General features: G+C 62.1%; 26 protein-coding genes. 10 read left to right on the forward strand and 16 right to left on the reverse strand.

What is annotated here, in order from left to right; translation table 11 throughout:
- The first annotated feature begins 10 nt into the window (after positions 1-10).
- From fliN to fliR, 5 genes are read left to right on the forward strand one after another with little or no spacing between them, the layout of a single operon-like run.
- The gene (gene fliN / locus SBC1_RS17195; RefSeq protein ID WP_370469635.1) at positions 11-421 is read left to right on the forward strand and encodes a flagellar motor switch protein FliN; all 411 of its coding nucleotides are present in this window, start codon (positions 11-13) and stop codon (positions 419-421) included.
- The gene (gene fliO / locus SBC1_RS17200; RefSeq protein WP_165092870.1) at positions 418-960 is read left to right on the forward strand and encodes a flagellar biosynthetic protein FliO; all 543 of its coding nucleotides are present in this window, start codon (positions 418-420) and stop codon (positions 958-960) included. The genes fliN and fliO overlap by 4 nt, the downstream gene beginning before the upstream one ends.
- Positions 960-1,727 (forward strand): flagellar type III secretion system pore protein FliP, encoded by a 768-nt coding sequence (gene fliP, locus SBC1_RS17205; protein WP_165988660.1) that lies wholly within the window; start codon positions 960-962, stop codon positions 1,725-1,727. The genes fliO and fliP overlap by 1 nt, the downstream gene beginning before the upstream one ends.
- A 22-nt stretch (positions 1,728-1,749) precedes the next feature.
- Entirely contained in the window at positions 1,750-2,019 is a 270-nt protein-coding gene (gene fliQ, locus SBC1_RS17210) for a flagellar biosynthesis protein FliQ (protein ID WP_031364176.1), read from the forward strand.
- Between the two features lie 2 nt (positions 2,020-2,021).
- The gene (gene fliR, locus SBC1_RS17215) at positions 2,022-2,813 is read left to right on the forward strand and encodes a flagellar biosynthetic protein FliR (RefSeq protein ID WP_165092872.1); all 792 of its coding nucleotides are present in this window, start codon (positions 2,022-2,024) and stop codon (positions 2,811-2,813) included.
- Positions 2,814-2,828: 15 nt separating this feature from the next.
- Here fliR and SBC1_RS17220 read toward each other — a convergent pair whose 3' ends face one another.
- From SBC1_RS17220 to flgB, 13 genes are all read right to left on the reverse strand, one after another.
- Positions 2,829-3,944 (reverse strand): Fic family protein, encoded by a 1,116-nt coding sequence (locus SBC1_RS17220; protein ID WP_165092873.1) that lies wholly within the window; start codon positions 3,942-3,944, stop codon positions 2,829-2,831.
- A 230-nt stretch (positions 3,945-4,174) separates the two neighbouring features.
- The gene (gene flgL / locus SBC1_RS17225; RefSeq protein WP_165092874.1) at positions 4,175-5,449 is read right to left on the reverse strand and encodes a flagellar hook-associated protein FlgL; all 1,275 of its coding nucleotides are present in this window, start codon (positions 5,447-5,449) and stop codon (positions 4,175-4,177) included.
- 10 nt (positions 5,450-5,459) lie between these two features.
- A complete protein-coding gene (gene flgK / locus SBC1_RS17230) occupies positions 5,460-7,412 on the reverse strand; it encodes a flagellar hook-associated protein FlgK (RefSeq protein WP_165988662.1) in 1,953 nt (650 codons plus the stop codon).
- 330 nt (positions 7,413-7,742) lie between these two features.
- Entirely contained in the window at positions 7,743-8,498 is a 756-nt protein-coding gene (locus SBC1_RS17235) for a flagellar brake protein (protein ID WP_165092876.1), read from the reverse strand.
- Between the two features lie 415 nt (positions 8,499-8,913).
- Positions 8,914-9,939, reverse strand: a complete 1,026-nt coding sequence (gene flgJ, locus SBC1_RS17240) for a flagellar assembly peptidoglycan hydrolase FlgJ (protein WP_165092877.1) — start codon at positions 9,937-9,939, stop codon at positions 8,914-8,916.
- Between the two features lie 12 nt (positions 9,940-9,951).
- The gene (locus tag SBC1_RS17245; protein WP_165092878.1) at positions 9,952-11,082 is read right to left on the reverse strand and encodes a flagellar basal body P-ring protein FlgI; all 1,131 of its coding nucleotides are present in this window, start codon (positions 11,080-11,082) and stop codon (positions 9,952-9,954) included.
- 2 nt (positions 11,083-11,084) lie between these two features.
- A complete protein-coding gene (locus tag SBC1_RS17250) occupies positions 11,085-11,777 on the reverse strand; it encodes a flagellar basal body L-ring protein FlgH (protein WP_165092879.1) in 693 nt (230 codons plus the stop codon).
- A 54-nt stretch (positions 11,778-11,831) separates the two neighbouring features.
- Positions 11,832-12,620 (reverse strand): flagellar basal-body rod protein FlgG, encoded by a 789-nt coding sequence (gene flgG / locus SBC1_RS17255; protein WP_165092880.1) that lies wholly within the window; start codon positions 12,618-12,620, stop codon positions 11,832-11,834.
- Positions 12,621-12,643: 23 nt separating this feature from the next.
- A complete protein-coding gene (gene flgF, locus SBC1_RS17260; protein WP_165092881.1) occupies positions 12,644-13,399 on the reverse strand; it encodes a flagellar basal-body rod protein FlgF in 756 nt (251 codons plus the stop codon).
- A 34-nt stretch (positions 13,400-13,433) separates the two neighbouring features.
- Positions 13,434-14,690 carry a flagellar hook protein FlgE gene (flgE, locus tag SBC1_RS17265; protein WP_165092882.1) on the reverse strand — a complete coding sequence of 419 codons (1,257 nt, stop codon included), beginning with the start codon at positions 14,688-14,690 and terminating at the stop codon, positions 13,434-13,436.
- A 42-nt stretch (positions 14,691-14,732) separates the two neighbouring features.
- Entirely contained in the window at positions 14,733-15,485 is a 753-nt protein-coding gene (locus tag SBC1_RS17270; RefSeq protein WP_165092883.1) for a flagellar hook assembly protein FlgD, read from the reverse strand.
- Between the two features lie 10 nt (positions 15,486-15,495).
- Positions 15,496-15,918 (reverse strand): flagellar basal body rod protein FlgC, encoded by a 423-nt coding sequence (gene flgC, locus SBC1_RS17275; protein ID WP_206365974.1) that lies wholly within the window; start codon positions 15,916-15,918, stop codon positions 15,496-15,498.
- 51 nt (positions 15,919-15,969) lie between these two features.
- Positions 15,970-16,461 (reverse strand): flagellar basal body rod protein FlgB, encoded by a 492-nt coding sequence (gene flgB, locus SBC1_RS17280; protein WP_165092884.1) that lies wholly within the window; start codon positions 16,459-16,461, stop codon positions 15,970-15,972.
- Between the two features lie 335 nt (positions 16,462-16,796).
- Here flgB and flgA point away from each other — a divergent pair, with 335 nt between their 5' ends.
- From flgA to flhA, 5 genes are all read left to right on the forward strand, one after another.
- Positions 16,797-18,350, forward strand: coding sequence for a flagellar basal body P-ring formation chaperone FlgA (gene flgA, locus SBC1_RS17285; RefSeq protein ID WP_165988664.1), 1,554 nt, complete (start codon positions 16,797-16,799; stop codon positions 18,348-18,350).
- Between the two features lie 190 nt (positions 18,351-18,540).
- Positions 18,541-18,870, forward strand: a complete 330-nt coding sequence (gene flgM, locus SBC1_RS17290) for a flagellar biosynthesis anti-sigma factor FlgM (RefSeq protein ID WP_165988666.1) — start codon at positions 18,541-18,543, stop codon at positions 18,868-18,870.
- 161 nt (positions 18,871-19,031) lie between these two features.
- The gene (locus SBC1_RS17295) at positions 19,032-19,475 is read left to right on the forward strand and encodes a flagella synthesis protein FlgN (RefSeq protein WP_165092887.1); all 444 of its coding nucleotides are present in this window, start codon (positions 19,032-19,034) and stop codon (positions 19,473-19,475) included.
- Between the two features lie 239 nt (positions 19,476-19,714).
- Positions 19,715-20,944, forward strand: a complete 1,230-nt coding sequence (flhB, locus tag SBC1_RS17300) for a flagellar biosynthesis protein FlhB (RefSeq protein ID WP_165092888.1) — start codon at positions 19,715-19,717, stop codon at positions 20,942-20,944.
- Positions 20,941-23,043: a flagellar biosynthesis protein FlhA gene (flhA, locus tag SBC1_RS17305; protein ID WP_165092889.1), complete on the forward strand. Its 2,103-nt coding sequence runs from the start codon at positions 20,941-20,943 to the stop codon at positions 23,041-23,043. The genes flhB and flhA overlap by 4 nt, the downstream gene beginning before the upstream one ends.
- 53 nt (positions 23,044-23,096) lie before the next feature.
- Here the strand turns inward: flhA and SBC1_RS17310 are convergent, their stop codons facing one another.
- The 3 genes from SBC1_RS17310 to arcC all read right to left on the reverse strand — a co-directional run bounded on the left by SBC1_RS17310 (position 23,097) and on the right by arcC (position 25,774).
- Positions 23,097-24,329, reverse strand: a complete 1,233-nt coding sequence (locus tag SBC1_RS17310; RefSeq protein WP_165092890.1) for a cytosine permease — start codon at positions 24,327-24,329, stop codon at positions 23,097-23,099.
- A gap of 28 nt (positions 24,330-24,357) precedes the next feature.
- Entirely contained in the window at positions 24,358-24,750 is a 393-nt protein-coding gene (locus tag SBC1_RS17315) for a glutamyl-tRNA amidotransferase (protein ID WP_165988668.1), read from the reverse strand.
- Between the two features lie 64 nt (positions 24,751-24,814).
- Positions 24,815-25,774 carry a carbamate kinase gene (gene arcC / locus SBC1_RS17320; protein ID WP_206365975.1) on the reverse strand — a complete coding sequence of 320 codons (960 nt, stop codon included), beginning with the start codon at positions 25,772-25,774 and terminating at the stop codon, positions 24,815-24,817.
- Positions 25,775-25,781: the final 7 nt, after the last annotated feature.

Here is a 25,781-nt window from a genome sequence, read left to right on the forward strand (position 1 = left end):
ACCGGGCACAATGCCGTCCGATCCGCTCAAGGGCGAGGACTTCGGCATGGACGACTGGGCGAGCGCGCTGGCCGAGCAGAACGGCAATGAAACGCCGGCAACGGCTTCATCGGCGGGCGTGTTCCAGCCTTTGTCGAAAGTCGCGGCGCCCTCTACGCGCAATGACATCGACATGATTCTCGACATCCCCGTGCAGATGACGGTGGAACTCGGGCGGACCAAGATCGCGATCCGCAACCTGCTGCAACTGGCGCAGGGGTCGGTGGTGGAACTCGACGGCCTGGCCGGCGAACCGATGGACGTGCTGGTCAACGGCTGCCTGATCGCGCAGGGCGAAGTCGTGGTGGTCAACGACAAGTTCGGTATCCGTCTCACTGACATCATCACGCCGTCCGAACGCATCAGGAAGTTGAATCGATGAAACGCATTGCCGCCGCGCTCGCAGCATGGGCAGCGCTTGCCATGACGCTTACCGCCCGCACAGCCCACGCCGCCGACATGAACGCCGTCAATCATGCGGCGCAGATTGCATCGGGTGTGGGCGCGGGCACGGCCGTGCCGTCACTCGGCGTGGGCGCGGTGCTGCAGACGCTGCTCGGCCTCGCGATCGTGATCGCGTTCGTGTTCGGCTGTGCGTGGCTTGCGCGCAAGTTCGGCGTGGCAGGCACCAAGCGCACGGGGCTGGTGAAGGTGATCGGCGGAGCGTCGCTTGGCAACAAGGAGCGCGTCGCGGTGGTGGAGATCGGCGATACATGGCTCGTGCTCGGCGCAGCGCCCGGCAACGTGCGGCTGCTGCACACCATGCCGGCGGGATCGGCGGAACTCAGACACGACGGCACGGAAGCGGGGGTCACACCCGAAGGTCAGGCGCTGCAAGGCAGTTTCGGTCAACGTTTTCGTGATGCCCTCGCCGGTGAAGCGACCAAACGTCTGCAAAAATTTGCGGGCGGGAGCAAGTAATGCGGTTCAAGTCTTTGGCACGATGCGCAACGCTGTTGCTGCCGGTCGTCATGCTGGCCCTCCCCTACACCGCTTTCGCCCAAACCACCGCAGGACTTCCGGCGTTCAACACCAGCCCGGGTCCGAACGGCGGCACGACATATTCGCTCAGCGTCCAGACGATGCTGCTGCTTACCATGCTGTCGTTCCTGCCGGCCATGCTGCTGATGATGACGGGCTTCACGCGCATCATCATTGTGTTGTCGCTGCTGCGGCAGGCGCTGGGCACGACCAGTACGCCGCCGAATCAGGTGCTCGTCGGACTCGCGCTGTTTCTCACGCTGTTCGTGATGTCGCCGGTGCTCGACCGTGCTTATGTCGACGCGTACAAGCCTTTCTCCGACGGCACCATCACGATGGACCAGGCCATGACGCGCGGCGTCGCGCCGTTCAAGCAATTCATGTTGCGCCAGACCCGCGAGGCCGATCTCGCGCTGTTCGCCCGGATCGCAAAAGCGCCGCCAATGAACGGTCCCGAAGACGTGCCACTCTCGCTGCTGGTGCCCTCGTTTGTGACCAGCGAGCTTAAGACGGGTTTCCAGATCGGCTTCACCATCTTTATCCCGTTCCTGATCATCGACATGGTGGTGGCGAGCGTGCTGATGTCGATGGGGATGATGATGGTGTCGCCCACCACCATTTCATTGCCGTTCAAGCTGATGTTGTTCGTGCTGGTGGATGGCTGGCAGTTGCTGATCGGCTCGCTCGCGCAGAGCTTCGTTTCATAGAGCAGAGAAAGAGACCCCTACGATGACACCCGAATCCGTCATGTCGATCGCGCACCAGGCCATGTATGTGGCGCTGTTGCTAGCGGCTCCGCTGTTGCTGGTCGCGCTCGTGGTCGGCCTGGTGGTGAGCCTGTTCCAGGCCGCTACCCAGATCAACGAAAGCACGCTCTCGTTCATTCCAAAACTGCTCGCGGTGGCGTTGACGCTCGTGATCGCCGGGCCGTGGATGATGGAAACGCTGCTCGACTACATGCGCCACGTTTTCACCATCACGCCCGCCATTACCGGCTAACAATGTTCTCCGTCACTTACGCGCAGCTCAATGTCTGGCTGACGTCGTTCCTCTGGCCGTTCACGCGCATCCTCGCGCTGATTGCAACGGCGCCAATGCTCAGCCATCAGGCCATTCCGATCCGCGTCAAGGTGGCGATCGCGGCGTTCATCGCGCTGATCGTGGCGCCGACTATCGGCGCAGTGCCGCAGGTGACGGTGTTTTCCGCCGATGGCGTGATGATCATCATCAATCAGTTCCTGGTCGGCGCGGCGCTCGGCATGACCATGCAGATTGCATTCGGTGCCATCGATGCCGCCGGCGAGTTTATCGGCATGCAAATGGGCCTCGGTTTTGCGACGCTTTACGACCCGCGCGCCGGGGGCAATTCGGTGGTGATATCGCGGTATTTGAACACGATTGCCATGCTCGCGTTCCTTGTGTTCGACGGCCACCTGCAAATGATCAGCGCCCTCGTGCAGACGTTCCAGAGCGTGCCGGTGAGCGCAAACGTGCTCGGTTCAGTCACGTTCGCGCGCGGCTGGCAGACACTGGCGACGTATGGCCTGAGCGTGTTTTCCACTGGCTTGCTGCTGTCGCTGCCGGTGGTTACCGCGCTGCTGATCGCCAATCTGGCGCTGGGCATCCTGAATCGCGCGGCGCCGCAGATCGGGATTTTCCAGGTGGGCTTCCCGGTCACCATGCTGGTCGGCTTCCTGCTCATCCAGTTGATGATCCCCAACATGATCCCGTTCTTCCAACGCATTTTCGATAGTGGTATCGACCAGATGGGGCGCGTGGCGGCTGCGCTTTAGCAGCCGGTCAGGTAGTCAATCAACCAGTTCGTACGCGGTGCTGCGGCCGCCCGACGCCGATCTCCGCAGCACTCCCAACGCCACCAGTTCGCCGATGTCGCGCAGCGCGGTATCCGGCGAACACTTCGCTATGGCGGCCCACTTGCTGCTGGTCAGCTTGCCGTCGAAACCATCCAGCAGCCGGTTCAGCAGCTTGATCTGCCGCTCGTTGAATGGCGCGGCGGCCCAGCGCTGCCAGAAACGCGTCTTCACCAGCACCGCGTCCACCGTGTGCTGGGCGTTGTCCACTGCACGATGCAGCACGTCCAGGAACCACGTGAGCCACGCGGTGACATCGAGTGATCCGCGCTGAGTTTGCTCCAGGATGTCGTAATAAGCGCTGCGCTCCGACTGGATCTGCGCTGACAGGCTGTAGAAACGCTGCGGACTGCCGTCGGCGCGGGCGAGCAGCAAATCGCCTATTGCCCGGGCGATACGGCCGTTGCCGTCATCGAAAGGATGCAGCGTGACGAACCATAGGTGCGCCAGCCCGGCCTTGATCACCGGCGCCACAGCCGAGTCGTCATTGAGCCAGTCAAGAAAACGCGTTGTCTCGGCGTTGAGGCGATCGGCCGGAGGCGCCTCGAAATGAACCCGCTGGCGGCCAATGGGGCCGGAGACAACTTGCATGGCGCCGTTTTCGTCGTTGCGCCATGCGCCGATCTGGATCCGTGACATACCGCTGAAGCCGGTCGGGAACAACGCCGCGTGCCACGCGAACAGGCGCTCCCGGGTCAGCGGGGCATCGCAACGCGCGGTAGCGTCGAGCACCATTTCAACCACGCCCTCCACGTGCCGGTCGACCGGTGCAAGGGCGCCAATATCCACGCCAAGCCGACGGGCAATAGACGATCGGACCGAATCCGCGTTGAGCCTTTCCCCTTCGATCTCGCTGGTTTTGAGCACGTCCTCCGTGAGCGCGGCCAGGCTTGCCTGATTGCGCAGGGTCAAACCGACGTCGGCGAGCCGGCCGAGCAGCAAACCTTGGGCGCGACTGACCGCGGCCAGCGGCGCCGCGATCACCGATAGATCGTAGCGCCAGACCGGCCAGTCAGGATCTTCCCAGATAAAAGTCCATTCTCCGCGTTTCATGCGGTGATTATGAGGTGTAATCGCCGCAAAGGGTGATTTATTCACCGCATAAAATGCAGAGAATAGACCAGCTATTCACCGCATGCCTTCCGCAGAAAGGGTTTCCAGCGCATCCGCATGACCCAATAAAAAGGGCCGCCCTTCAAACCGGCGGCCCAAAACACATCCTACAACCCACATCAATTCCTTCCCTACTCGCCCCCCGGCGCTTAGCTGCTCGCTACTGCTGATTAACTGCTCAGATAGTTGAACAGCGACATCTTCTGAATCTGCGCAAAAGCCTGCTGTGCGGCCTGCAGCGAGTTCTGCATCATCTCGTACTGGCTGATCGCAGTGGGCAGATTGACGCTGACCAGATCCGACAGATTGCTGGCGGTTTGCGTCGAGGTCGTCTGCATGGCGGTCTGCGTCGCCGTGACTTCCTGTTCGCGGCCACCCACCGCCGTCTGCGTCGTCAGCACGTTGTTGTACGTGTTGCCGATTTTCGATCCCGCCGTGGTCAGCGCGTTTTGCAACGTCGCTTGCTGGGTCGGTGTATCGGCAGGCTGTTTCAACGCATTCACCAACGAATCGAGTGTCGCAAAAATGTCCGTATCGCTGGTGTTGCCGGTGTTCGCCGGCGCCACAGTAAATGAATCGCCCGATGCCGGCGTGCCGGAAATAGCCACGGTCTGCGAGCCGAGCGCGATATTGGCACCTGCGGTATACGGCGTCGGCGGGGTCACGGTGGTGGTGGTCCCCGTCGCCGGATCTTGAGCCGTGACCGAGTACGAACTGACGGTCGTGGTCGTGGGCGGCGTGCCGGTGGTCGTGGTCCCGAACGTGATGGTGTAGGTCGACGAGTTGGCCGGATCGCTGCTGTTGGTCACGCTGACCGGACCGATCGTGCCAGAACCCTGGTTGCCGGCCGATCCCGCCGAAACCGGCGTGCTTTCGTTCGACGAAACGCTTTGGAAAATTGCCGAACCTGGATCGGCTACGTTGATCGTGCGGGTGTCGGAAATCTGCACCTGCCGCTGCCCAGGCCCGCCCGCGTAAGTCGCACCAACGCCCGAGGGGTTGTCGGTGAATGGCTGCGAACCGCCCTGAAAACCGGCAAAAATGTAGTTGCCGTTGGTGTCGGTCGTGTTCGCAAGGTTCATCAGCGTGCTGCGATAACCCTGGAGCTGAGTTGCAAGCGAAGTGCGGTCGGTGTCGTTGAGCGTGCCGTTGCCGGCGTTCACCACCAGCGACTGGATGCTCTGCATCACGGTCGTCACGTTCGAGAGCGTGGAATCTTCCTGCTGCAGCGAGGTCAGCGCAGACGACTGGTTGGTCGCGTATTGCGCGAGGTTGGACGCCTGCGCGGTCAGTGCCACGGCTTGCGCCGCGCCGAGCGGATTGTCTGCGGCGGTCTGCAAGGACTTGCCCGATGAGATCTGCGCGTACATGTTGGCGAGCGATGCCTGCTGATTGTTCATCGTCTCGACATTCATCGTGAAGTACTGCGAGCTGGAGATGCGCATCGTGAAAGCCTCAGTTGAAAATGCCGAGCAGCGTTGTGAACAGCGTGGAAGCGGTCTGGATGACCTTGCTGTTGGCCTGGTACAACTGCTGGTACTGAATCAGGTTGGCGGCCTCTTCATTCAGGTTCACGCCCGACACCGACTGCTGCGCCGACGTAGCCTGCGTGAGCACAGCGGTCGCCGACGTACTCGAACTCTGCAGATTGTTGGTCTCGTTGCCGATCTGGTTGACGTAGTTCGCATACGCGCTCGTCAACGAGTCCGTGCCGCCGTTCAGCGACTTCGCCGTCCCGAGATTCGCCATCGCGAGTGCGTTGCTGCCGTCGCTGCTGCCACCTGTGTTCGCCGCGATAGTGAAGGTATCGCCGTTTGCCGGCGTGCCGCTGATCGTTGCGCTGACACCCGCGCCGTTCGATACGGTGAGACCCTGGGCCGGGTTATAGGCGAACGCCGTGCCCGCTGGAACGACCGTGCCGCCCGCCAACGTGACCGGCTGGGTCGACGTCATCTGCTGGGTGGTCGCGTTGTACGTCAGCGTCATGCTGCTCGGGATCGAATAACCCGCGGTGACGGTCGCTGCCGAGATGTTCGCGGTGCCGGCGTTGCTCGCTCCCGCCGATGCCACCGCCGGCGACGCTGCTGCGATTGCGGTCGGATTCGTGGTGACCAGCGAGAAGGCGGCGAGCGCGCCGCTCGTCGGCTGGATGTTGAACGAATCGCCTGGCTTCATGGTGCCGCTCGCCACGGATATATTCAGTCCCGCAACGGTGCCGCTGACCGCGCCGGTCGTCGGATCGGGCGTGATGGTGCCAAGCGACGCGCCGCTCGCGCTGTCGGTGAGCGTGTAGTTCGTGCCGTTGTAGGACAGCGTGTAGTTGCTGTTGGGCGGCTGGGTGGGATTCGCAATCGATACACTAAGCTGAGCACTGCCCGTATTGCGCGAATTCGCGTAAATGGTCGGGCTTCCGGTCGAGAACAGCGCAGTGCCAGGGTTGCCGTTCAGGTCCACGCCCAGCGAGTTTTGCTGGTTCAGTTGCGCGGCGAAACTGGTCGCGAGCGAGCCAAGCTGGGCCTGCGCGGGATCGAGCGACTGGCTGCGGAACGCGAGCAATCCGCCCACCGTACCGCCGCCAAACGTGGAGTCGGGCAGATATTGCGTTTGCGCAGGCGTCTGCGGCGAGCCGTCCGGCGATGCATACGCAATCGACAATTCGCTCGGGTCCGACGTCGACGTCACCGCCTGCAGTTGATACGCCGACGTACCCGAAACCAGCGGCTGGCCGGTGCCGATAGACACGTTGTACGCGCCGTTGACGGTGGTGACCTGAACGTTCGTCAACTGGCTCAGGCCCGATACCGCCTGGTCCCGCGCATCGAGCAACTGGTTGGGCGGCTGACCCTGCGCGCTCGCTGAGGCAATCTGGCCGTTCAGCGTGGCGATCTGGCTGGTGAAGCTGTTGATCTGCGTGACCGCGCTGGTGAGCGACTGATTGACGCCGGAGCGGAGCTGGTTGTAGTTCGCCGCCGCCGCGTTCATCTGGTCAACGAGCGATTGCCCGCTGCTCATCAGCGACTGCCGCGTTGACGTCGTGGCAGGGCTGTTCGCCACCGACTGCAAGCCCGTGAAATAGCTCGTCATGCCGGCGCCAATACCCGTGGTCGGATCGCCCACGATGTTGTTCAGCTGCGACAACATCGAGTAGTAGGTGTTCAGCGAACTGCTGGTGGACTGGGCGGAATTGAGCGCGGTGGTCAGGAACGAGCTGTATGAGCGCGAGACGGTCGCCGTGTTGACGCCGGAGCCCAGATAACCCGACGTCGTATATTGCCCCGACGCCTCCTGGTACACCGGCTTCTCCTGGGTATAGCCCGGAGTGGCGGCGTTGGCGATGTTCTGTCCGGTGGTCGTCAAACCCCATTGGGCTGCATTGAGGCCACTGACGCCGATATCGAATAGGGACATGCAAGGAATCCTGGTAAAGGCACGAAGCCCGGGCCGCCGGTGTTTGACGACAACTGGTGTATATCGGCCGATTGCAGAAAAAGTTGAATCCCGGCGCGCTGAATCGGTGCGTGTGTGGTTTGAGCGCCGTCCAGCTTCCGCTCAATAAATTCCGCACGCGCACTGCGCCATGACGGATTATTCACCGGGGTGGATTAGGGCAATTAGCGAAGCAGCGGGGGGATTGGGCGTCAGTTCGCCGAATGGAACGGGCTACGTTACGGCGTTACCGCGTTACTGAGTTATTGCGGAAGGAGCGCGGCGAGCGCGAGGCTCGCCGCCGTATCCAGGTTACCGCGCCAGCGACCGGCGCTTCATCTCGAGTTGCGTAATCAAACGCTGCAGCGTGTTTTCGGCTGATCCCGGCAAACTCATGAACTTGAAGCCGAGCGTATAGCGCAGATCTCCACGTGTATTCACTGTCTGCCGGTTCGACATCAGTTGCAGGTCGAGCACCACCTTGCCCGGGTTGCTGAAGTGCAGTTCCACGGAACGCAGGATCACGCCGACTTCCATCGATGCAACGCGTTCGTCCAGGGTCCGCAGCGCCACGCCACCCAGCGAGAGGTCGTTCACTTCAAAGCGAAAACGTTCGCCATTCGGCAGTTCGCCGCTGCAGATGTACGGATCGAGCACGGGCGCTTCCACGCGGAAATACTCGCGCCGCTGCATGTAGAACAGCACCGGCGGAAAATCCGCCTCGAACGCCGGATGCCCTTCGAAGACGACTTCACGCGGCGTACCAGTCGCGAATTCCACGCGGATCCCATCGGGGCTTGCGTGAAACGTCAGGTTTTCCGTGCGCAGCATGGCCTGGTTCTGCTCGGGAAGGCCGCCCCAGTCAAAGACGAACGTGCGCGCGCCCGGATTCACCGCGAGCAGGCGGGTAACGATCTGCCCCGTGCCGTGATTGACGGTCAGAAAATCGGCCCGATTAACGAGGTTGCGAAGGGAGACACCTATTTCCAGCGGATTACGCCGCCCGAAATCGGGAAGATCGGATTCGTCGTCTGGGATGCCGGAATCGTTTGGCGGATTCATGTTCATGGAGCTTGCCGTGTTCGTTCGCTCGCTCGCGTCCCGAGCCCCGGGACTATTCGAGCTTCCAACCGGACCCGGCGGGTCCGGCACTTCGATGTTTCATTTAGCGGCAACCGGGATCGAATATTTAGGGTTGGCTGTAAAAAAACTTTCCTAATCCCGTATCCGGCTGCCGAAAACGTTCGCAAAGCGCGCAAATCGAAACGAACCAGCACTTTCTCTCCATTTCGATGCGTCCCGGCCGGCTGCCTTCCAGGCGCACCATGCGCCCGTTCCTCGCCGCCAGCCTGCATCGTCTTTTATTGCGACATTGGCCCCGTCGCTTTTGACACCTTACTCGTAATACGTTTTGTCTATCTTATTAGATGCGGTGAAAGGTGCGCCACTGCGCACTCAGTTTCCCACTCTGCTCCCCACTCGATCAAGCAATGTGCCGCATGATCGAAATCAGCTTTTTAGCGTATTGCGGGTCGGTTGCGTAGCCCGCTTTCTGCATTCCGTGCGCAAAACCAGCGGCATCGCGCGAGGCTTCCACGACTGGCGCGTAGCGCGGATTGCTCTTGAGCACGCTGGCGTAGTCGGTGAGCGCGTCTTCGTATGAGTCGTAGGAGCGGAATTTCTCCACCACTTTTTGCGGTTTGCCGTTCACGTATTCCGTGGTCACCGCGTTGGTGGTCTTGCCGGTCCACTCGCTGGTCGCCTTGATGCCGAACACGTTGTGGCTCGAGCTGCCGTCGGTGTTCTTGATCTCGCGCTTGCCCCAGCCGGACTCGAGCGCCGCCTGACCGATGATAAACCGCGCCGGAATCCCGGTCGCCGAGCTCGCGGCCTGCGCCGGCGCGGCGAGGCGGTCGACGAACGCTGCCACCTTGTCCGTGCCCACGCCGCGTGCGGGCGGTGTCAGCGCGCTGTCGGCGCTATAACCGTTGCCGGCGAGCGATGCCTTCGAGGACGCTGCCGACGACCCCGCCGCGCTCGCATACGCCTTTGCCATCGCGTTCATGGCGGCCATGTTGCCCGCGTTCGCGCTGCTGTCGCCGCTCGCGCTTGCGCCCGCGCCGTCTGCGGAAGACGTGGCTCCGGCGTTGCGCATCAGTTGCTTGAGCATCATGTCGGCTACGCCAATGCCCTTCGCGCCCATGTTTTGCGAAAGCTGCTGATCGAGCATCGACGTGAAGGTCTTGCTGTCGTTCGAATCGAAGGGACTGTCCGACGGCGTGGCTTCCCGCATGCTCTTGAGCATCATCTGCGTGAAAACGGAGTCGAATTGCTTGGCCGCCGCCTTCAACCCCTGCTGCGGGTTGGCGTTGGCCTGGGCGCGCATGGCGTCGAAGCCCTGCACGTCGAGCGCGAAACGGTTCGACAACGAACCCAGGCCGCTGCTCGTGTCGGTTGTGTTCGTTGATGCAAGCGCGTTGCTTGTCGTACCGGTCCCGTTCGCGTTCATGACCTGTCGCCTTTAAATAATTTCAAGATCGGCGCGCAACGCACCCGCCGCTTTCATCGATTGCAAAATCGAGATCAAATCCGCCGGCGTCGCCCCGAGGGCATTCAGCGCCTTGACCACGTCCGCGAGCGTCGCGCTGGCCGCGACCTGCTTGAGCGCGCCCGTGTCCTGCTTCAACTGGATACTCGACTGCTTCGCCGCCACGGTTTGTCCGTTGGAAAACGCGCCCGGCTGGCTCACGGCGGTCGTCGTGTTGATCACCACCGACAAATTGCCGTGTGCGACCGCGCAGTTCTGCAGCGTGACCATCTGGTTCATCACGATAGAACCCGTGCGCGCATTGACGATCACCTTCGCTGCGGCCTGTGACGGCCTGACATCGATATTCTCAAGCTGCGCCATGAACGACACCACTTGCGACGGGTCGGTCGGGGCGCGCAGCTGGATCGTGCGGCCATCGAGCGCGATCGCCGTGCCCATGCCGAAATCGTTGTTCACCGCCGCCACGATCTTTTGCGTGGTGTCGAAGTCGAGCGTGTTCAGTTCCATCGTCATCACGCCGCCGGCCTGCGTCACCGCGGCGGGCACAGCGCGTTCGACCAGCGCGCCGCCCGGAATCCGGCCGACCGCAAGCTGGTTGACCTGAACCTTGCTGCCGTTCGCGCTCGCGCCCGCACCGCCGACCGCGAGGTTGCCCTGCGCCATCGCGTAGACCTGGCCGTCGGCGCCTTTGAGCGGCGCCATCAGCAGCGTGCCGCCGCGCAGGCTCTTGGCATTGCCGAGCGAGGACACCGTCACGTCAATTGCTTCACCTGGCCGCGAAAATGGCGGCAACACGGCCGTCACCATCACGGCAGCGACGTTCTTCAACTGCATGTTCTGGGTGGTCGCCGCATTCAGCGTAATGCCGAGGTTGCCGAGCATGTTCACCAAGCTTTGCGTGGTGAACGGCGTCTGGGTGGTCTGGTCGCCGGTGCCGTCGAGACCGACCACGAGGCCGTAGCCGATCAGCGGATTGTCACGCACGCCCTGGAACGAGACCAGGTCCTTGAGGCGTTCCGCCTGCGCGGGCAGTGGGAGTGCGGCAGCGAATGTGGCAACACACGCCAGCGCAATGGAGACGAAGCGAAGAAAGAGTTTCATGGTCAGAAGGGCGCCACGTTAAGAAAGAAGCGCTGGAGCCAGCCCATCTGCTGCGATTCATCGATATATCCCTTCGCCGAATATTCGATCTTCGCGTCCGCCACCTGGGTGGAAAAGACCGTGTTGGTGCCGGAGATGGTCGTCGGATTGACGACGCCCGAAAAGCGCACGAATTCGTTGCCCTGGTTGATGAGCATCTGCTTTTCGCCGCTCACTTGCAGGTTGCCATTGGGCAGGACGCCGGTGACGGTGACGGTCAGCGTACCGTTGAAGGTATTGGCCGCGCTCGCGCCGCCCGAGCCGTTGAAACCGTTGGAACCGCTGGCGCTCAGGTTGGTGTTGTGGAACAGCCCGCCGAAGATACCCGGCGTGACCGGCACGGCGAACGCCTCGCTGGCGTTGCGCGCCGCCGCCGCTGCCGACGACTTCGTCGCGTTGACGTTTTCCGCGATCACGATGGTGATGATGTCGCCGGTATTGCGCGGACGCTGGTCTTCGAACAGCGGCCGTCCCGCGTAGCCCGCGTTGTAGATCGCGCCGGGCGATGCCGAATTGAGCGGCGCCGCTGGCGGGCGCGCGGTCATCGGCTGCTGGGTGATCGGCTCTTTGGGCACGAGCGCGCAGGCCGCCAAGGCGACCAGCGCCAGCACCGAGGCGCTGCGGATGCGTGAAAAGCGTGAAAATTTTGATGACATCTTCGTGGTCCTTCGGAATTACGCTGCTGATGCGGGTGATGCGGTTGGTGCAACTTAAACCTGCATCTGGCTCAGCGTCTGCAGCATCTGGTCCGACGTGGTCACGGCCTTGCTGTTGATTTCATAGGCACGCTGGGTCTGGATCATGTTCACCAATTCCTGGACCACGTTCACATTCGACGATTCCACATACCCCTGCTGCAACTGTCCCGCGCCGTTCAAACCCGGCGTCACGACGTTCGCCGTACCGGACGAAGCCGTTTCAGCAAACAGGTTTTCACCGCGTGCATCGAGGCCGGCCGGGTTGACGAAGGTCGCGAGCTGCAACTGGCCGACTGTCGTGTTGGCCGAGCTGCCCTGCGCCGTGGTCGTGACCGTGCCGTCCGAGCCGATCGTCACGCTGGTCGCACTCGTGGGGATCGTGATGGCCGGGGTGACCTGATAACCGCTCGACGTAACGAGCTGGCCTTGTGCGTTGGTCTGGAACGAGCCGTCGCGGGTGTAGGCGGTGGTGCCGTCGGGCATCGTCACCTGGAAAAAGCCGTTGCCGTTGATGGCGACGTCCTTCGAGTTGCCGGTCTGCTGCAGGTTGCCCTGCGTGTAGAGGCGTTCGGTCGCGACTTGTTGTACGCCGGTGCCAATCTGGCTGCCCGACGCCAGTTCGGTCTGCTGCGTGGAGCTCGCGCCCGGCTGGCGGACGGTTTGATACAGCAAGTCCTCGAACACCGCACGCGAGCCCTTGAAGCCGTTCGTGCTGACGTTGGCGAGATTGTTCGAAATCACGTCCATCTGCGACTGCTGCGCATTCATGCCGGTTGCGGCGATGTAGAGAGAGCGGTTCATGTTTTTTATCCTGGTCCTGCGGATTAACTGAAGTCGAGCAGCTTGTTAGCCGACTGATCGTTCGTGCTGGCCGATTCGAGCAACTTGGTCTGCATCTGGAACTGGCGGGCGTTGGTGATCATGTCGACCATCGCGGACACCGCATTCACGTTGCTGCCTTCCAGCGAGGCGGGCGCCACCGTCACCGAGGGATCGGCGTCGGCGGGCTGGTTGTCGGCGGTGCGGAACAGACCGTCGTCGCCGCGTATCAGGGTTCCCGAATCGGGATTGACGAGCTTCAACTGGTCGACCGTCGCAATCGACGTTGGCGGGTCGCCTGGCATCAGCGCGGTCACCGTCCCGTCCTTGCCGATGGTGACTTCCGCGCCCGGCGGAATCGACATCGGACCGCTGTTGCCGATCACCGGCAAGTTGTTTGCCGTGACCAACTGGCCGTTGGCATCGACATGCAGATTGCCGGCGCGCGTGTACGCCTCCGAGCCGTCGCCCGTCTGCACGGAAAGCCAGCCCGGACCCTGGATGGCGACATCGAGAGGATTGCCGGTCTGCTGGATCGGACCCGGCGTGTAATCGGCGGTCGGCGTGGACGACAGCACGAAGGTACGCGTAGTCGGGTCGCCGGACGCGCTGTTCTCGAAGTTCATCGGCACCTGTCGAAACGCGGAAAGCTGCGCACGAAACCCCGTCGTCGAAGCATTCGCGAGGTTGTTCGCGGTGACGCTCTGCTGCTCGAGCGCCTGCGCGGCGCCGCTCATCGCGGTATAGATCAGACGGTCCATGTGTAACTCTCTCGTGCCCGGCTAGCGGCTGCGCCTACAGGTTGATGAGCGTCTGGTCGACGGTTTGCTGCGTCTTGATCGTCTGCGCGTTCGCCTGGTAATTGCGCTGCGCCGTGATCAGGTCCACCAGCGAACTGGTCAGGTCGACGTTCGAGTTTTCCACCGCGCCGCCTTGCAGCGAACCGTGGTTGGTCGAGCCCGGCACCGACACCTGCGCGAGGCCCGATGCCGCGGTCTGCTGGTAGTTGTTGCCGCCGAGATCCTGCAAGCCGTTCTGGTTAGCGAACGTCGCGAGCGCGATCTGACCGAGCGATTGCGTCTTGCCGTTTGTGTACGTGCCGGTCAGCGTGCCGTCCGTGCCGACCGAAAAGCCCGCCAGCTCGCTCGATGAATAGCCGTCCTGGCTGCTGCTCACAAGCCCGGTCGTAGCGCCATACTGAGTCGTGCCGGCGAACGACATCGCCATGGTCTGCACGCCGCCGGTGTTGGACGCGCCATCCGGAATCGAAAAAGCGTACGGCGCAATGGCGGTGGCGGGCGGCGTCGGGATCAGATTGCCCGACTGGTCGAACGAGACCGGGCCCAGATCGCCGGGGGTACCGGTCGCCGTTCCCGTAACGGGCGTGTTATTCGTGCCGGTGGTCGCATACGCTTCCCACGAACCCGTCGCCTGCTTGACGAAGAACACGTTGACCGCATGCGTGCCGCCGAGCGAATCATTGACGTTGATCTGGCTGGTGGCGCTATAGGTATTCGCGTTCGTCGGATCGAACGGCGTCTGGGTCGGGAGAGCCTGCTGCGAATTCAGGTTGAACTGAAAACTCACGTTCTTGGTGGCCGACGGCGGCAAATTCGAATTCGGCACGACCAGCGGCACGGTCGACGAACTGTTGATCACGCCCTGCGCATTAGCGGCATAACCCATCAGCGTCTGGCCGGCGGCGTTGACAATCGTGCCGTTGGCCGCGAGGTTGAACACGCCGTTGCGCGAGTACACGTTCGCGCCGTTGCTCGACATCTGGAAGAAGCCGTTGCCGTTGATCGCGACATCCAGCGCCTGGCTGGTCGTGGTGATCGTGCCCTGGCCGAACTGCTGCTGCACTTCCGACATCTGCGAGCCAATGCCGATCTGGTTGTTCACGGCGGTCGCGACCGAGTTCGCGTACATATCGGCGAATTGCGCCTGGCCTTGCTTGAAGCCGACGGTGTTCGCGTTGGCAATGTTGTTGCCGATCACATCGAGGTCGTTCGACGCGCCGGACAAACCAGATAAACCTTGTTGGTAACCCATGACGGTCTCCGCTTCTAGAAGAATGAGCTAATGAATTGGGGCTTAGAGAATCGATGCAATGCTGGTCAACGGAACCGTCTTGCCAGTCGACAACATCACACCCGCCGTGCCGTCGGCCTGCTGCACCACGCTTTGGACCGTCGATGCAGACAGCGCGGTCGCCGTGGCCGCTGCGCCATTGACCGTGCCTCCCGCCGTGATGGTGTAGTTGCCGTCGGGCAGCGTCGCACCGGTCGTGTCGGTCGGCGTCCAGCCCGTGACCGGCACCACGCCCGCAGCCTGCGGCCCGAGGTCGATCGTATTCACCACCTGGCCGGCACTGTTCGTGACACTCACGGTCATGTCGCTGAGCGCGGTGGCCGCCTGCACGCCGAAGGCGCTGGCCTTGCCGCCGGACACGGTCATCGTGCTGCCCGGGGCGAGCACGGTCGAGCCAATCAGCGACGCAGCCTGCGCGCCCTGCCCAGCCGACAATTGCGTCGCGAGCGAGCTGAGCGACGTGTTCAACTGGCCGATACCCGACACCGTGCTGATCTGCGCGAGTTGCGAGGTCATCTGCGAGCTGTCGGTCGGGTTGGTCGGGTCCTGGTTCTGGAGCTGCGTGACGAGCAGCGTCAGGAAGGTGTTCTGCAGGTCCGCCGGGGACTGCGCGCCGGTTGTGCTTGCGCTCGAGCTGGCTGTCGAAGTACCCGACGTGCTGGATGTGCCGGATGTGCTCGACGTGCCGTTCATGGTGTTCAGCAGCGTCTGCGACATCGTCGCGCCGTTGTTGCCGATCGTGGTGTTGGTTGTCACGGGGTTGTCCTCAGGTTCCGATCGTCAGGGTCTTAAGCATCAGCTGCTTGGCGGTATTGAGCGTTTCCACATTCGCCTGATACGAACGAGACGCCGAAATCATGTTGACCATTTCCTGCACGGGATCGACGTTCGGCATGGTCACGTAGCCGTCCGCGTTTGCTGCGGGATTGCTCGGGTCGTAGCTGGTCTTCATCGGCGTCGGGTCGTCGATCACGCCCGTCACCTGCACGCCGCCCACTTGCTGACCCGACGCCGTGCGTGCACCGCCAAGCGGATCGACGCCGAATACCACCTGCTTCGCCTTGTATGGCTGGCCGTCCGGGCCCGTCGTGCTGTCGGCGTTCGCCAGGTTCGAGGCGGTCACGTTCAGGCGCTGGGCCTGCGCGGACATCGCCGAACCGGCAACGCTGAAGATGTTCATCAAAGACATTCTTTCTCCTCGTTAGCTTGGCTATCAGGCGCTTTGGGCGGTCGGTTCAGTTCAGTTCGACGTGATCGCCGAGAGCATCGTCTTGATCTGCGACGACACCACCGTCATGCCGGCTTCGAAATGCAGCGCGTTGTCGGCGAACTGGACGCGCTCCGAATCCATGTCGACCGTATTGCCGTCCAGCGCCGGCTGGCTCGGAATCCGGTACGCGAGACGGCCGTAGTCTTCACTGCTGCCGCCGCTGGCGGTAAGCGTCGCCTGGCCGGACATATGCCCCGCCGATGTCGTCGCGAGTGCCGCGCCCGTCGACACGCTCACCGGTTGCGCCATCTGCAGCGGCGCGGTGCCGGAAGCCGTGGTGTCCGCCGCCGTGCCGGTCTTTTTCAGCGCCCCTGCGAGGGCGCTGGAGAAATCGACGTCGCGCGCCTTGTAGCCCGGGGTATCGGCGTTAGCAATATTCGACGACAACAGTTCCTGCCGGTACGCGCGCACATCCAGCGCTTCGCGGCCAAACGCAAATTCCTGGTCGAGCTTGTCCAGCATGGCGGTCCTCCTTCAGCTTCAGATCTTGTCAGCGGTGTTTCGCGTGTTTCGTGCATTTCGTGCGTCTCTCGGTCAATGACGCCGGGCGATCAAGCAAGCGCCGGGTTGCCATTGGCTATCGAAGACTTTTGCATGAGACGAATCTTAGGAGCGAGACGCAAGATGCAATCAGACGAATAGCAGGGAAAGCCGGCCTCTATTCGACGCTTGCCTTTAGCCGCCGAAATCTAGAATTCGTCTCGTGGGTTGATCGTTTAAGGAATTCATCGACTTTGAATGAGGGGGTTCTCGTTTTTGGTCTGCCGGATTCGCTGGATTTGTTTGGGAGAAACACAATGCACAGCTTCACTGCGCCTGCTCGCAAGCCGGCGGTTCATCGCCTGGCCGCGAACGGCCTGGTGAAAGCCCGCGCGCATCTGGCTCGCCGTGTTCGTGTTGCGCCGAGCGGTCCGGTTGCGCTCTGCGTGCTTGCGTTCGCTCTCATGACCGCCGGCGTGACAACGGCGCGCGCGCAGGAAGCGGGCGGCGGGGGCGGCGGCACGATCATGATTGCCGGTCCCGCCGAAACCAATCCGGCGGCCGTCGTGGCAATGGCGAAAGACGCGGGCATGACGGTGGACGCCAGCGCGAGCCAGTCGGCGAACCCTGCTCAGCCGGTCAACCCGCAGCCGGTGCGCGCCGCGCGTCCGGTGGGTTACGCCGCGGCGGCCCATGCAGCCGATGCCGCCATGCGTGCCGCCGCGCTCGCACTCGATGCCCACGCCGACGCCGCCGATGCATCCTCTTCTTCCGCCGATACCAGCGGTTTCATCGTGATTCCGGGACCGGGCGAAGCGAATGCGGCGAAGCCCATGGCTGCGGCGCCCAGGCTGGCGATGACGCCGAGCCGGACGGCATCGGCATCGGCATCGGCACCGAACGATGCCCCCGATGCCAACGGAATGATCGAGATCCCCGGTAACGGAGAGCCGAAAGCGCCTACTCCTATTAGTAACGTTAGAAGCGCCATCCCGGCGCAAGCCGCCGATCCCCTTCCCCGCGTCACCACATCTTCACGCGACGTGATGCCCGTGGTCGTCGCGACGGACGGCAGTGCATCGGCCCAGGGCATCCCGCGTGTTGCCTCGCGAGGTTTCCAGGCGAGGCCGATCGCCGCTGCGCCGGCCACGCCGGTCGCCGGCATGATGCCCGTTTCGATGCGCACCCCGGCGCCCATCCGCGCTCCGCTGCAACCCGCGCCCGCCATGGCCGGTGCGCCCAGCCAGCTCACGCAGGACGGCGACTCGGTGCGTGCCGCCGCGCTCGTCTTCCTGACGCAGCAGGCGGCGGGGTTGCCCGGCAAGGCCGACATCACCGTGACGCCCGTTTTCCCTCGCGGCCTCGCAGCCTGTTCGACGCTCGAGCCGTTCCTGCCAGCGGGCTCGCGGGTCTGGGGTCGCACGACCGTCGGTGTGCGTTGCTCTGGCGAACGGCCGTGGACGCTTTATCTGCAAGCACGCGTCTCGGTGATGGCCACGTATTACCTTGCGGCCCGCGCCGTTGCGCCCGGCGAAGTGCTCACTACCGCCGACCTGATTCCCCGCGAAGGCGATCTCACCGCCATGCCGCAAGCCATCGTCACGGACCCGTCACAAGCCGTAGGAGCTGTGACGTTGTCGCGACTCGCGGCGGGCCTGCCGCTGCGCACCGACATGCTGCGCGGCGCCGGCGCCGTCGTGATCGGCCAGAGCGTGCGGGTGGTCACTGCAGGCGCGGGCTTTTCGATATCGGCGGAAGGCAGCGTCATGAATAACGCCGCGCCCGGTCAGCAGGTTCGAGTCAAAACGGCCGGGGGACAGATCATTTCCGGCATCGTAAAGGACGGTTCGACAGTGGAGATCCAGCTTTGAAGAATGGTCCGGAATGGCCCTATGTGGGTTATCCCTCATTTGTTGCAATTTGTTGCAATTCCTTATCGGGCTTATCCGACAAGGCTGAGCGGGAGATAAGGCTGACTGGCGCGTGGTCTGGGCGGCGGGAAGGTTAAAGTTTTTACGTGCGTCCGCCGATAAAGGGATCACATCGTCAGGGAAGACCATCGTGAAAATCGATTCCAGCAACACCAGCCAGATCGCAGCTTTGCAGGAAGCTGCACAACAACGTACGGCGCAAGCCGACGCCCAAGCCACCAGCACGACTGGCGGCACAACCAGCAGCACCGGCGCCTCGAATTCGACGGTGAGTTTGTCGGCGTTGTCGAAGGATTTGCGCACGTCGGGCTCGTCCGACATCGATACGGCGAAAGTCGCGTCGATCAAGGCCGCGCTGAACGACGGCAGCTACAAGGTCGATTCGGGCAAGATCGCCGACGGCATGCTGAGCAGCGCACGTGAACTGATGCAAACGAACACCCCGCCGGCCGGCGGCTGAGCATAGCGGCCAAGTGTTGCAGGCGGCGCGCAGAGCGAGCCCGCAGCACATGGACGATAAGCTTCAGATAGACGCATCGTTTCCACGATGCAGCGCCGGGCGGCTTTTTTTGACCTTGGCACCGCTATGAACGCGGGCCGGAGTTTTTTAGCGAGTCGCCCATGAAAGACGCCCTGCTTGCCACTGTTATCGACGAAACCGCTGCCGTTCATGCGTTCGAGTCGCTCATTGCCCACGAAGAGAAAGCGCTCATTGCGGCCTCGCCGCTCGATACGCTGCCTTCGATCATCGAACAAAAAACTGCGTTGACCGAGCAGCTTGCCGCACTGGAACGCCAGCGCGACGAGCAACTTGACGCGCTTGGGCTGCCGAAGGGTTTTGTCGGCATGGAACAAGCCGTCACCGGCGACGAAGCGCTGGCCTCGCGCTGGAAGGAACTGCTGGCGGCGGCGGGACGCGCACGGCGCGGCAACAACAGCATCGGCGTGCTGATCCGCTCGCGCATGGAATACAACCGCAATGCGCTCGCCGCGTTAACCATGGCTCCGCCCAAGTCGTCGTTCTATGGTCCCGATGGCCGCGTGCCGGGGATCTACGGGGTGTAAAAACGGTTCCGTCCGACCGATTCAAAACACTGCGCTGCGCGCCGCGTCCCAACCCCGGGACCGGCGCGTTTTTCATTGCGCTTGGCCGCGCGGGTTTCGCGCTGGTTCCATCGTCCGAATTACCCCCGTTTCTCCGCCCTGATCACGCGATGGCCGCTGGCTGCTTTTCGTAATAATCGCTCCACTGGATCAATGCGTCGGGGTTTCTGTGAAGCCCGGCAGGACTGGAGCACAGCGAAGTGGCAGAAGAGAGCGACGTCGAAAAGACCGAATCAGCCACTCCCAAGCGCCTGGAAAAGGCGCGGGAGGAAGGTCAGGTCGCGCGCTCACGGGAACTCACGTCATTCGCGTTGCTGGCGGCGGGATTCGTCGGCGTCTGGGGCTTCTCCGGCCCCGTCAGCCAGCATATGCAGGCCATCTTGCGCGGCGCGTTCACGTTCAATCACAACACTGTCCTCGACACCAACCAGATGCTGATTGGCGCAAGCGCCGCCAGCAAGGAAGGTTTCATGGCCTTGTGGCCGGTGCTCGCGCTGACTGGCCTGGCCGCGGTCGGCGCACCCATGGCGCTGGGCGGCTGGCTGCTCAGCACCCAGGTCATGTTGCCGAAGTTCAGCCGCCTGAACCCTATCAGCGGGCTCGGCAAGATCTTCTCGGTGCAAGGGCCGATTGCGCTCGGCATGTCGATCCTGAAGACCCTGGTGGTCGGCGGACTGGCCGGCTGGGCGATGTGGAGCCGCAAGGAGGAAGTGCTGGGCCTCGTCACGAAACCGCTGGCTCTCGCACTCGCCGACACCATGCATCTGCTCGTGGTGTGCTGCGGCACGGCGATCGCCGGACTGTTCCTCGTCGCCGCAGTCGATGTCCCCTACCAGCTCTGGACACACGCCAAGAAGCTGCGCATGAGCAAAGAGGAAGTGAAGCGCGAACATCGTGAAAGCGATGGTGATCCGGCGGTCAAGGCGCGTATTCGTGCGCAGCAACGCGCCGCTGCCCGCCGCCGGATGATGACCGCGGTGCCCACGGCCGACGTGATCGTCACCAACCCGACCCACTTCGCCGTCGCGCTGAAATATGCCGATGGCGAAATGCGCGCGCCCAAGGTAGTCGCGAAGGGCGTGAACCTCGTGGCCACGCGTATCCGTGAAATGGCGCTCGAACATAACGTGCCGCTGCTCGAAGCGCCGCCGCTTGCACGCGCGCTGTATCACAACGTCGAGATTGACCGCGAGATTCCGGGCGCGCTGTACGGCGCCGTCGCGCAAGTGCTGGCGTGGGTTTATCAGTTGCGCAAGTTCAAGAAAGACGGCGGCAGTCGACCGGATGAACCCGAGAATCTCGAGGTTCCTCCCGAACTCGATAAAGGCAGCGTCCCCGAATCAGAAGCTGACCAGGAAGCCGCCGAGGCGCTGGCACCAGAACAAGCCGGAAATGGCCCAAATGACCCAATGAAAGGAAGCACAGCATGAACGCGCGCGCCGGATTTTTCTCGAAGCGCCCTGACGCGTTGGGATCGCAGAACTTGCGGGCTCTCGCCGGGCCGGTGCTGATCTGCATGATCCTCGGCATGATGATCTTGCCGTTGCCGGCATTTCTGCTCGACTTGCTGTTCACGTTCAACATCGCGCTTTCCGTGATGGTGCTGCTGGTCAGCATGTACACGCAGAAGCCGCTCGATTTCGCCGCATTCCCAAGCGTGCTGCTGTTCTCCACGCTGCTGCGTTTGTCGCTGAACGTGGCGTCCACGCGGATTGTCCTGCTCGAAGGCCATACCGGTCCCGACGCCGCCGGTCAGGTGATCGAGTCGTTCGGCCACTTCCTGGTGGGCGGAAATTTCGCGGTCGGTATTGTGGTGTTCGTGATCCTGATGATCATCAACTTCATGGTGATTACGAAGGGTGCGGGGCGGATTGCCGAAGTGGGCGCACGCTTCACCCTCGACGCGATGCCGGGCAAGCAGATGGCTATCGATGCCGACTTGAACGCCGGCCTCATCAACGAAGACCAGGCGCGCAAGCGCCGCTTGCAAGTCGCGCAGGAGGCCGAGTTCTACGGCTCCATGGACGGTGCAAGCAAGTTCGTGCGCGGCGACGCGATCGCGGGCTTGATGATCATGATCATCAACATTGTGGGCGGCTTGATTGTCGGGATGCTCCAGCACGATATGGACTTCGCGCACGCAGCCACGAACTACACGTTGCTGACCATTGGCGATGGCCTCGTCGCGCAGATCCCCTCGCTGATCATCTCGACGGCAGCGGGCGTGATCGTCTCGCGGGTGGCAACCGAAGAAGATATTGGCACGCAGTTGACGGGGCAACTATTCAACAACCCGCGCGTGTTGATGATTACCGGCGTGATCATCGGCATCATGGGTTTGATTCCAGGCATGCCGCACTTCGCGTTCTTGCTGCTGGGCGGTGGTCTCATATACGCCGCGCGTTCGATGAACCAGCGCATCTCGGCGAAGAAGAAAGCGTCCCTCGTAACGGATGTTGTGCCTACCGCCGCTGCACCGCTTGAGAATACGGAAGCGAGCTGGGACGACGTCGCGATGATCGATCCGCTCGGGCTTGAGGTGGGGTATCGGCTGATACCGCTGGTCGACCGGAACGCGGATGGCGAGTTGCTGAAGCGGATCAAGGGCATCCGCAAGAAGTTCGCACAGGAAATCGGCTTCCTGCCGCCGGTGATCCATATCCGCGACAACCTGGAGTTGCGTCCGAATGGTTATCGGATTGCGCTGAAGGGCGTGGAAGTGGGCGTAGGCGAAGCATTCCCGGGCCAATGGCTCGCGATCAACCCGGGCCAGGTCTCGGCAACGTTGCCGGGAAATCCGACGCAAGATCCGGCGTTCGGTTTGCCGGCAGTGTGGATCGATACGAACCTGCGTGAGCAGGCACAGGTCTACGGCTATACCGTGGTCGATGCCAGCACGGTCGTGGCGACTCACCTCAACCATCTGGTCGTGACGCACGCTGCGGAATTGCTGGGTCGCGTGGAAGTGCAGGCGCTGCTGGAGCGCATTGGCAAGGACACGCCTTCGTTGACTGACGACCTGGTGCCGAAGACGCTGGCGCTGACCACCTTGCAGAAGGTGCTGCAGAACTTGCTGGAAGAAGGCGTTCCTATCCGCGATATGCGCACGATCCTGGACGCATTGCAGGAACACGCGCCGAAGATATCCGATGCCTACGACCTGACCGCGGCGGTACGTCTGGCGCTGGGGCGCGCGATTACGCAGCAGTGGTATCCGGGCAGCGGCGAATTGCAGGTAATGGGACTGGACCCGACGCTGGAGCGCGTGTTGTCGCAGGCGTTGCAGACGGGCGCGAATCCCGGGCTGGAACCGGGTTTGGCGCAGACGTTGTTGAATTCGACCCAGAACGCGATTCTGCGTCAGCAGAACATGGGACTGCCGCCGGTCCTTCTGGTGCAGCATTCGTTGCGCGCCATGCTCGCTCGTTTCCTGAGAAGGAGCTTGCCGCAGTTGAAGGTGCTCTCGTATGCGGAAGTGCCGGATACACGGAACGTCAAAGTGACGAACCTGATCGGAGCGCAGGGATAGAAGCGTCCGCCACACCGCGTGGCGGACAGGTTCATTGAAATTGAACCACTAAGCTACGCGATGCTACGCAAGCGCGTGACCCGGCTGAAGATCGCGTAACAAGCACACGCGACAATAATCGAATCGAGCGAAGGGATACTTGTGAGGGAAAACACGCCCTTCACGGTCATGAATCCAACCAGCGATCCGATGATCCACGCAACGAAGGTAAGCGCCTTCACCTGGGGATCCGTCGCGAGCAAGCGCTCGTCATACCCGCCTCGCCTATACAGCAAAAAGTCTGCGATATAAATCCCGGCCACGGGCGGCGTTGCGATTCCTAGGAAAAGCAGAAACGGGATAAACCACGCCATGATGTCCATGCTGCCAACAATCACCGCCAGCACGCCAAGCGCAACGGTAATCTGCCATTTCGGAAACCGCGTGAACAAGGTTGAGACGACCAGCGTGCCTTGAAACATATTCCCGGCATTGCCCGTCACGGTCGCGAAAATAAGCAGCAATGCGGCCGGCAGCACGGCCCCGAACACGGCCATGGCGCCGAGCAAAGAACCTTTTCCTGATATTCCGCTTGGCGTTGCACCCGCCCAATACAACAACGGATAAGCAATCAGAAACGTCAGCACCGCGCCAATCAAGGCGTGCTTGCGATCGTGAACGAAACTGCCGAAATCAGGCAGCGTAGCCACCAGCACAATGATCGTCCCGACCACGGTGGAAACGGCCACGCCGGTATTCATATCGGTGAAACCGGCTGGTACCGGCACCATTCCGTGAGCCGCGACATAGACGCAATAACAGAGCATCAACGCGATGACGGGTATTGCGAACTGAGCCACCTTCCCGAGCAGTTCGAAACCAAAAGCCGTAGCGGCCACAAAGATCACGCAACCTACGGCGACCAGCAGAGGCACGGGTATTTCGAGGCCCTGTTGCGCCAGCAGATCGTGAACCGAATGCCCGAACATGTTGGCAGTTACCGCAATCCATCCGAACAAACTGATCGCGAGCAGGACGTTGATGGCGATCGCGCCTTTTTCGCCGAACGGATACTTGACGATGCCGTACGTTGGAAGCCGCGCCTTCTCGCCAACACAAATGGTGATGCCAGAAAGGATGGTCAGGATAATGCCGCCGATGACCACCACTTTGATCAACGCCAGACTCGATAGCTGACTACCCAGACTGGAGGAGGAGAGCAAAACCGGCGTAATCGCAATGCCCAATAAAATCATGGCAATGCGATACCCGGGCGCCGTATTCGGGCGTTCGTCAGTGTTGCGCATACAAATGTTCCTTGGTGGTTTCAGGCGATCAGGCGGAGTAGAAATGACCCGTATAGGCACGCCAGCTTCCGTGCGCGGTAATGTCCTTCTGGTCTTCAACCAGCCAGGGTTCGGCCAGCACGCCCAATAGCTGACTGCCGTCGCGAAGCGTCACCTTGCCGATCGCCAGACCCGCCGGTTCGCTCAACAACAAATCGGCGAATGACGCGAGCGGCAGTTCCCAGATCTCGAGCGCGACCGATGTTCCGCCTGTTGCCACGCGGATCATTCCCGGATGCCGATCGCCAATACTCCACAGCCGGTAATGCGGATCGGTGTGATCTTCACGCACGAACACGCCGCCCGCCGCGGTCATGTTGCCATTCAGTTCGAGCCCGCGCATGAGCGTGCCGTTGACGGCCAGCAACGTAGTGTTCTTCATCTGTTTGCCTTCGTTCTTCAATTAAAATTTGTATTGCTAAATAAAACTCAACCAGCTCGAGCGACTATTGCGTGATCCACGTTCCGGTCTTGCGATCAAGCGCACGCTTGATCGATTCCGGACTTGTAATCAGGCCTTTGCCGTGTCCCCCATGCGACCGGCTATAGGTAACGAATCGCATGATTGCTTCCACTTTGGGCAACATGCTGCCCGCGCCGAACTGATTTTGCGAGATCAATGCCTGCGCTTCGGCCAGGCTTAGCGTGTCGAGCCAGCGCTGCTCCGGCTTGCCGAAATTGATCGCCACCTGTTCAACGCCTGTCGGAATCAACAGCAGGTCGGCGCCCAGTTGTTCGGCGAGAAGTGCCGAAGCCAGGTCCTTGTCGATGACCGCTTCCACGCCCGAAATCTGGTGATGTTCATCGACTACAACCGGAATACCTCCGCCGCCACATGCGATCACGACGCATCCTTGTGCAAGCAACGTCGAGATCACCTCGCGCTCCATGATCTCCAGCGGTTGAGGCGATGCCACCGTGCGGCGCCAGCCCCGTCCGGCATCTTCCATGAGCGTCCATCCGAGGGCCTTTTCGCGCTGTCGCGCGGTGGCTTCGTCGAGGAAAGCGCCTATCGGTTTGCCCGGATTGAGGAACGCCGGATCGTCGCGGCTGACGCGGGTCTGGGTCACAACGGTGACCACGGGCCGATGAATCCCGCGACGCCGCAGCGCGTTGCTCAGCGCCTTTTGAAACATATAGCCAATCGCGCCCTGCGTATCGCCGACGGCGTAGTCCAGCGGCACCGGCCGGACTTCCTCGGCGGCAAGTTCTGAGCGGCGCAGGATAAAACCCACTTGCGGTCCGTTACCGTGCGTCAGCACCAGATCCCATCCGGCCTCGATCATGTCGGCAATGTGCCTCGCACTTTCGACGACGGCGTCGTATTGATCAGGAATGCTATCGTGTTGATCGTCGCGAATCAGCGCGTTGCCGCCAACCGCGACAATTGCCAGAGGCTTGGTCATGATGCGT

It is taken from the genome of Caballeronia sp. SBC1 (genome assembly GCF_011493005.1).
Lineage (GTDB): Bacteria > Pseudomonadota > Gammaproteobacteria > Burkholderiales > Burkholderiaceae > Caballeronia.

What these genes read in the sequence shown, in the direction of transcription:
- flgA (WP_165988664.1), top strand. Translation starts at nt 16,797, where the DNA reads ATGCACAGCTTCACTGCGCCTGCTCGCAAGCCGGCGGTTCATCGCCTG.
- flgG (WP_165092880.1), bottom strand. Translation starts at nt 12,620, where the DNA reads ATGAACCGCTCTCTCTACATCGCCGCAACCGGCATGAATGCGCAGCAG.
- fliO (WP_165092870.1), top strand. Translation starts at nt 418, where the DNA reads ATGAAACGCATTGCCGCCGCGCTCGCAGCATGGGCAGCGCTTGCCATG.
- flgB (WP_165092884.1), bottom strand. Translation starts at nt 16,461, where the DNA reads ATGCTGGACAAGCTCGACCAGGAATTTGCGTTTGGCCGCGAAGCGCTG.
- fliQ (WP_031364176.1), top strand. Translation starts at nt 1,750, where the DNA reads ATGACACCCGAATCCGTCATGTCGATCGCGCACCAGGCCATGTATGTG.
- fliP (WP_165988660.1), top strand. Translation starts at nt 960, where the DNA reads ATGCGGTTCAAGTCTTTGGCACGATGCGCAACGCTGTTGCTGCCGGTC.
- flhA (WP_165092889.1), top strand. Translation starts at nt 20,941, where the DNA reads ATGAACGCGCGCGCCGGATTTTTCTCGAAGCGCCCTGACGCGTTGGGA.
- SBC1_RS17295 (WP_165092887.1), top strand. Translation starts at nt 19,032, where the DNA reads ATGAAAGACGCCCTGCTTGCCACTGTTATCGACGAAACCGCTGCCGTT.
- flgL (WP_165092874.1), bottom strand. Translation starts at nt 5,449, where the DNA reads ATGCGCATCTCCAGCTCGCAGTACTTCACGATGAATGTCGAGACGATG.
- SBC1_RS17235 (WP_165092876.1), bottom strand. Translation starts at nt 8,498, where the DNA reads ATGAACATGAATCCGCCAAACGATTCCGGCATCCCAGACGACGAATCC.
- SBC1_RS17315 (WP_165988668.1), bottom strand. Translation starts at nt 24,750, where the DNA reads ATGAAGAACACTACGTTGCTGGCCGTCAACGGCACGCTCATGCGCGGG.
- SBC1_RS17220 (WP_165092873.1), bottom strand. Translation starts at nt 3,944, where the DNA reads ATGAAACGCGGAGAATGGACTTTTATCTGGGAAGATCCTGACTGGCCG.
- SBC1_RS17245 (WP_165092878.1), bottom strand. Translation starts at nt 11,082, where the DNA reads ATGAAACTCTTTCTTCGCTTCGTCTCCATTGCGCTGGCGTGTGTTGCC.
- arcC (WP_206365975.1), bottom strand. Translation starts at nt 25,774, where the DNA reads ATGACCAAGCCTCTGGCAATTGTCGCGGTTGGCGGCAACGCGCTGATT.
- flgK (WP_165988662.1), bottom strand. Translation starts at nt 7,412, where the DNA reads ATGTCCCTATTCGATATCGGCGTCAGTGGCCTCAATGCAGCCCAATGG.
- fliN (WP_370469635.1), top strand. Translation starts at nt 11, where the DNA reads ATGCCGTCCGATCCGCTCAAGGGCGAGGACTTCGGCATGGACGACTGG.
- flgF (WP_165092881.1), bottom strand. Translation starts at nt 13,399, where the DNA reads ATGGACCGTCTGATCTATACCGCGATGAGCGGCGCCGCGCAGGCGCTC.
- SBC1_RS17250 (WP_165092879.1), bottom strand. Translation starts at nt 11,777, where the DNA reads ATGTCATCAAAATTTTCACGCTTTTCACGCATCCGCAGCGCCTCGGTG.
- flgJ (WP_165092877.1), bottom strand. Translation starts at nt 9,939, where the DNA reads ATGAACGCGAACGGGACCGGTACGACAAGCAACGCGCTTGCATCAACG.
- flgE (WP_165092882.1), bottom strand. Translation starts at nt 14,690, where the DNA reads ATGGGTTACCAACAAGGTTTATCTGGTTTGTCCGGCGCGTCGAACGAC.
- fliR (WP_165092872.1), top strand. Translation starts at nt 2,022, where the DNA reads ATGTTCTCCGTCACTTACGCGCAGCTCAATGTCTGGCTGACGTCGTTC.
- flgC (WP_206365974.1), bottom strand. Translation starts at nt 15,918, where the DNA reads ATGTCTTTGATGAACATCTTCAGCGTTGCCGGTTCGGCGATGTCCGCG.
- SBC1_RS17310 (WP_165092890.1), bottom strand. Translation starts at nt 24,329, where the DNA reads ATGCGCAACACTGACGAACGCCCGAATACGGCGCCCGGGTATCGCATT.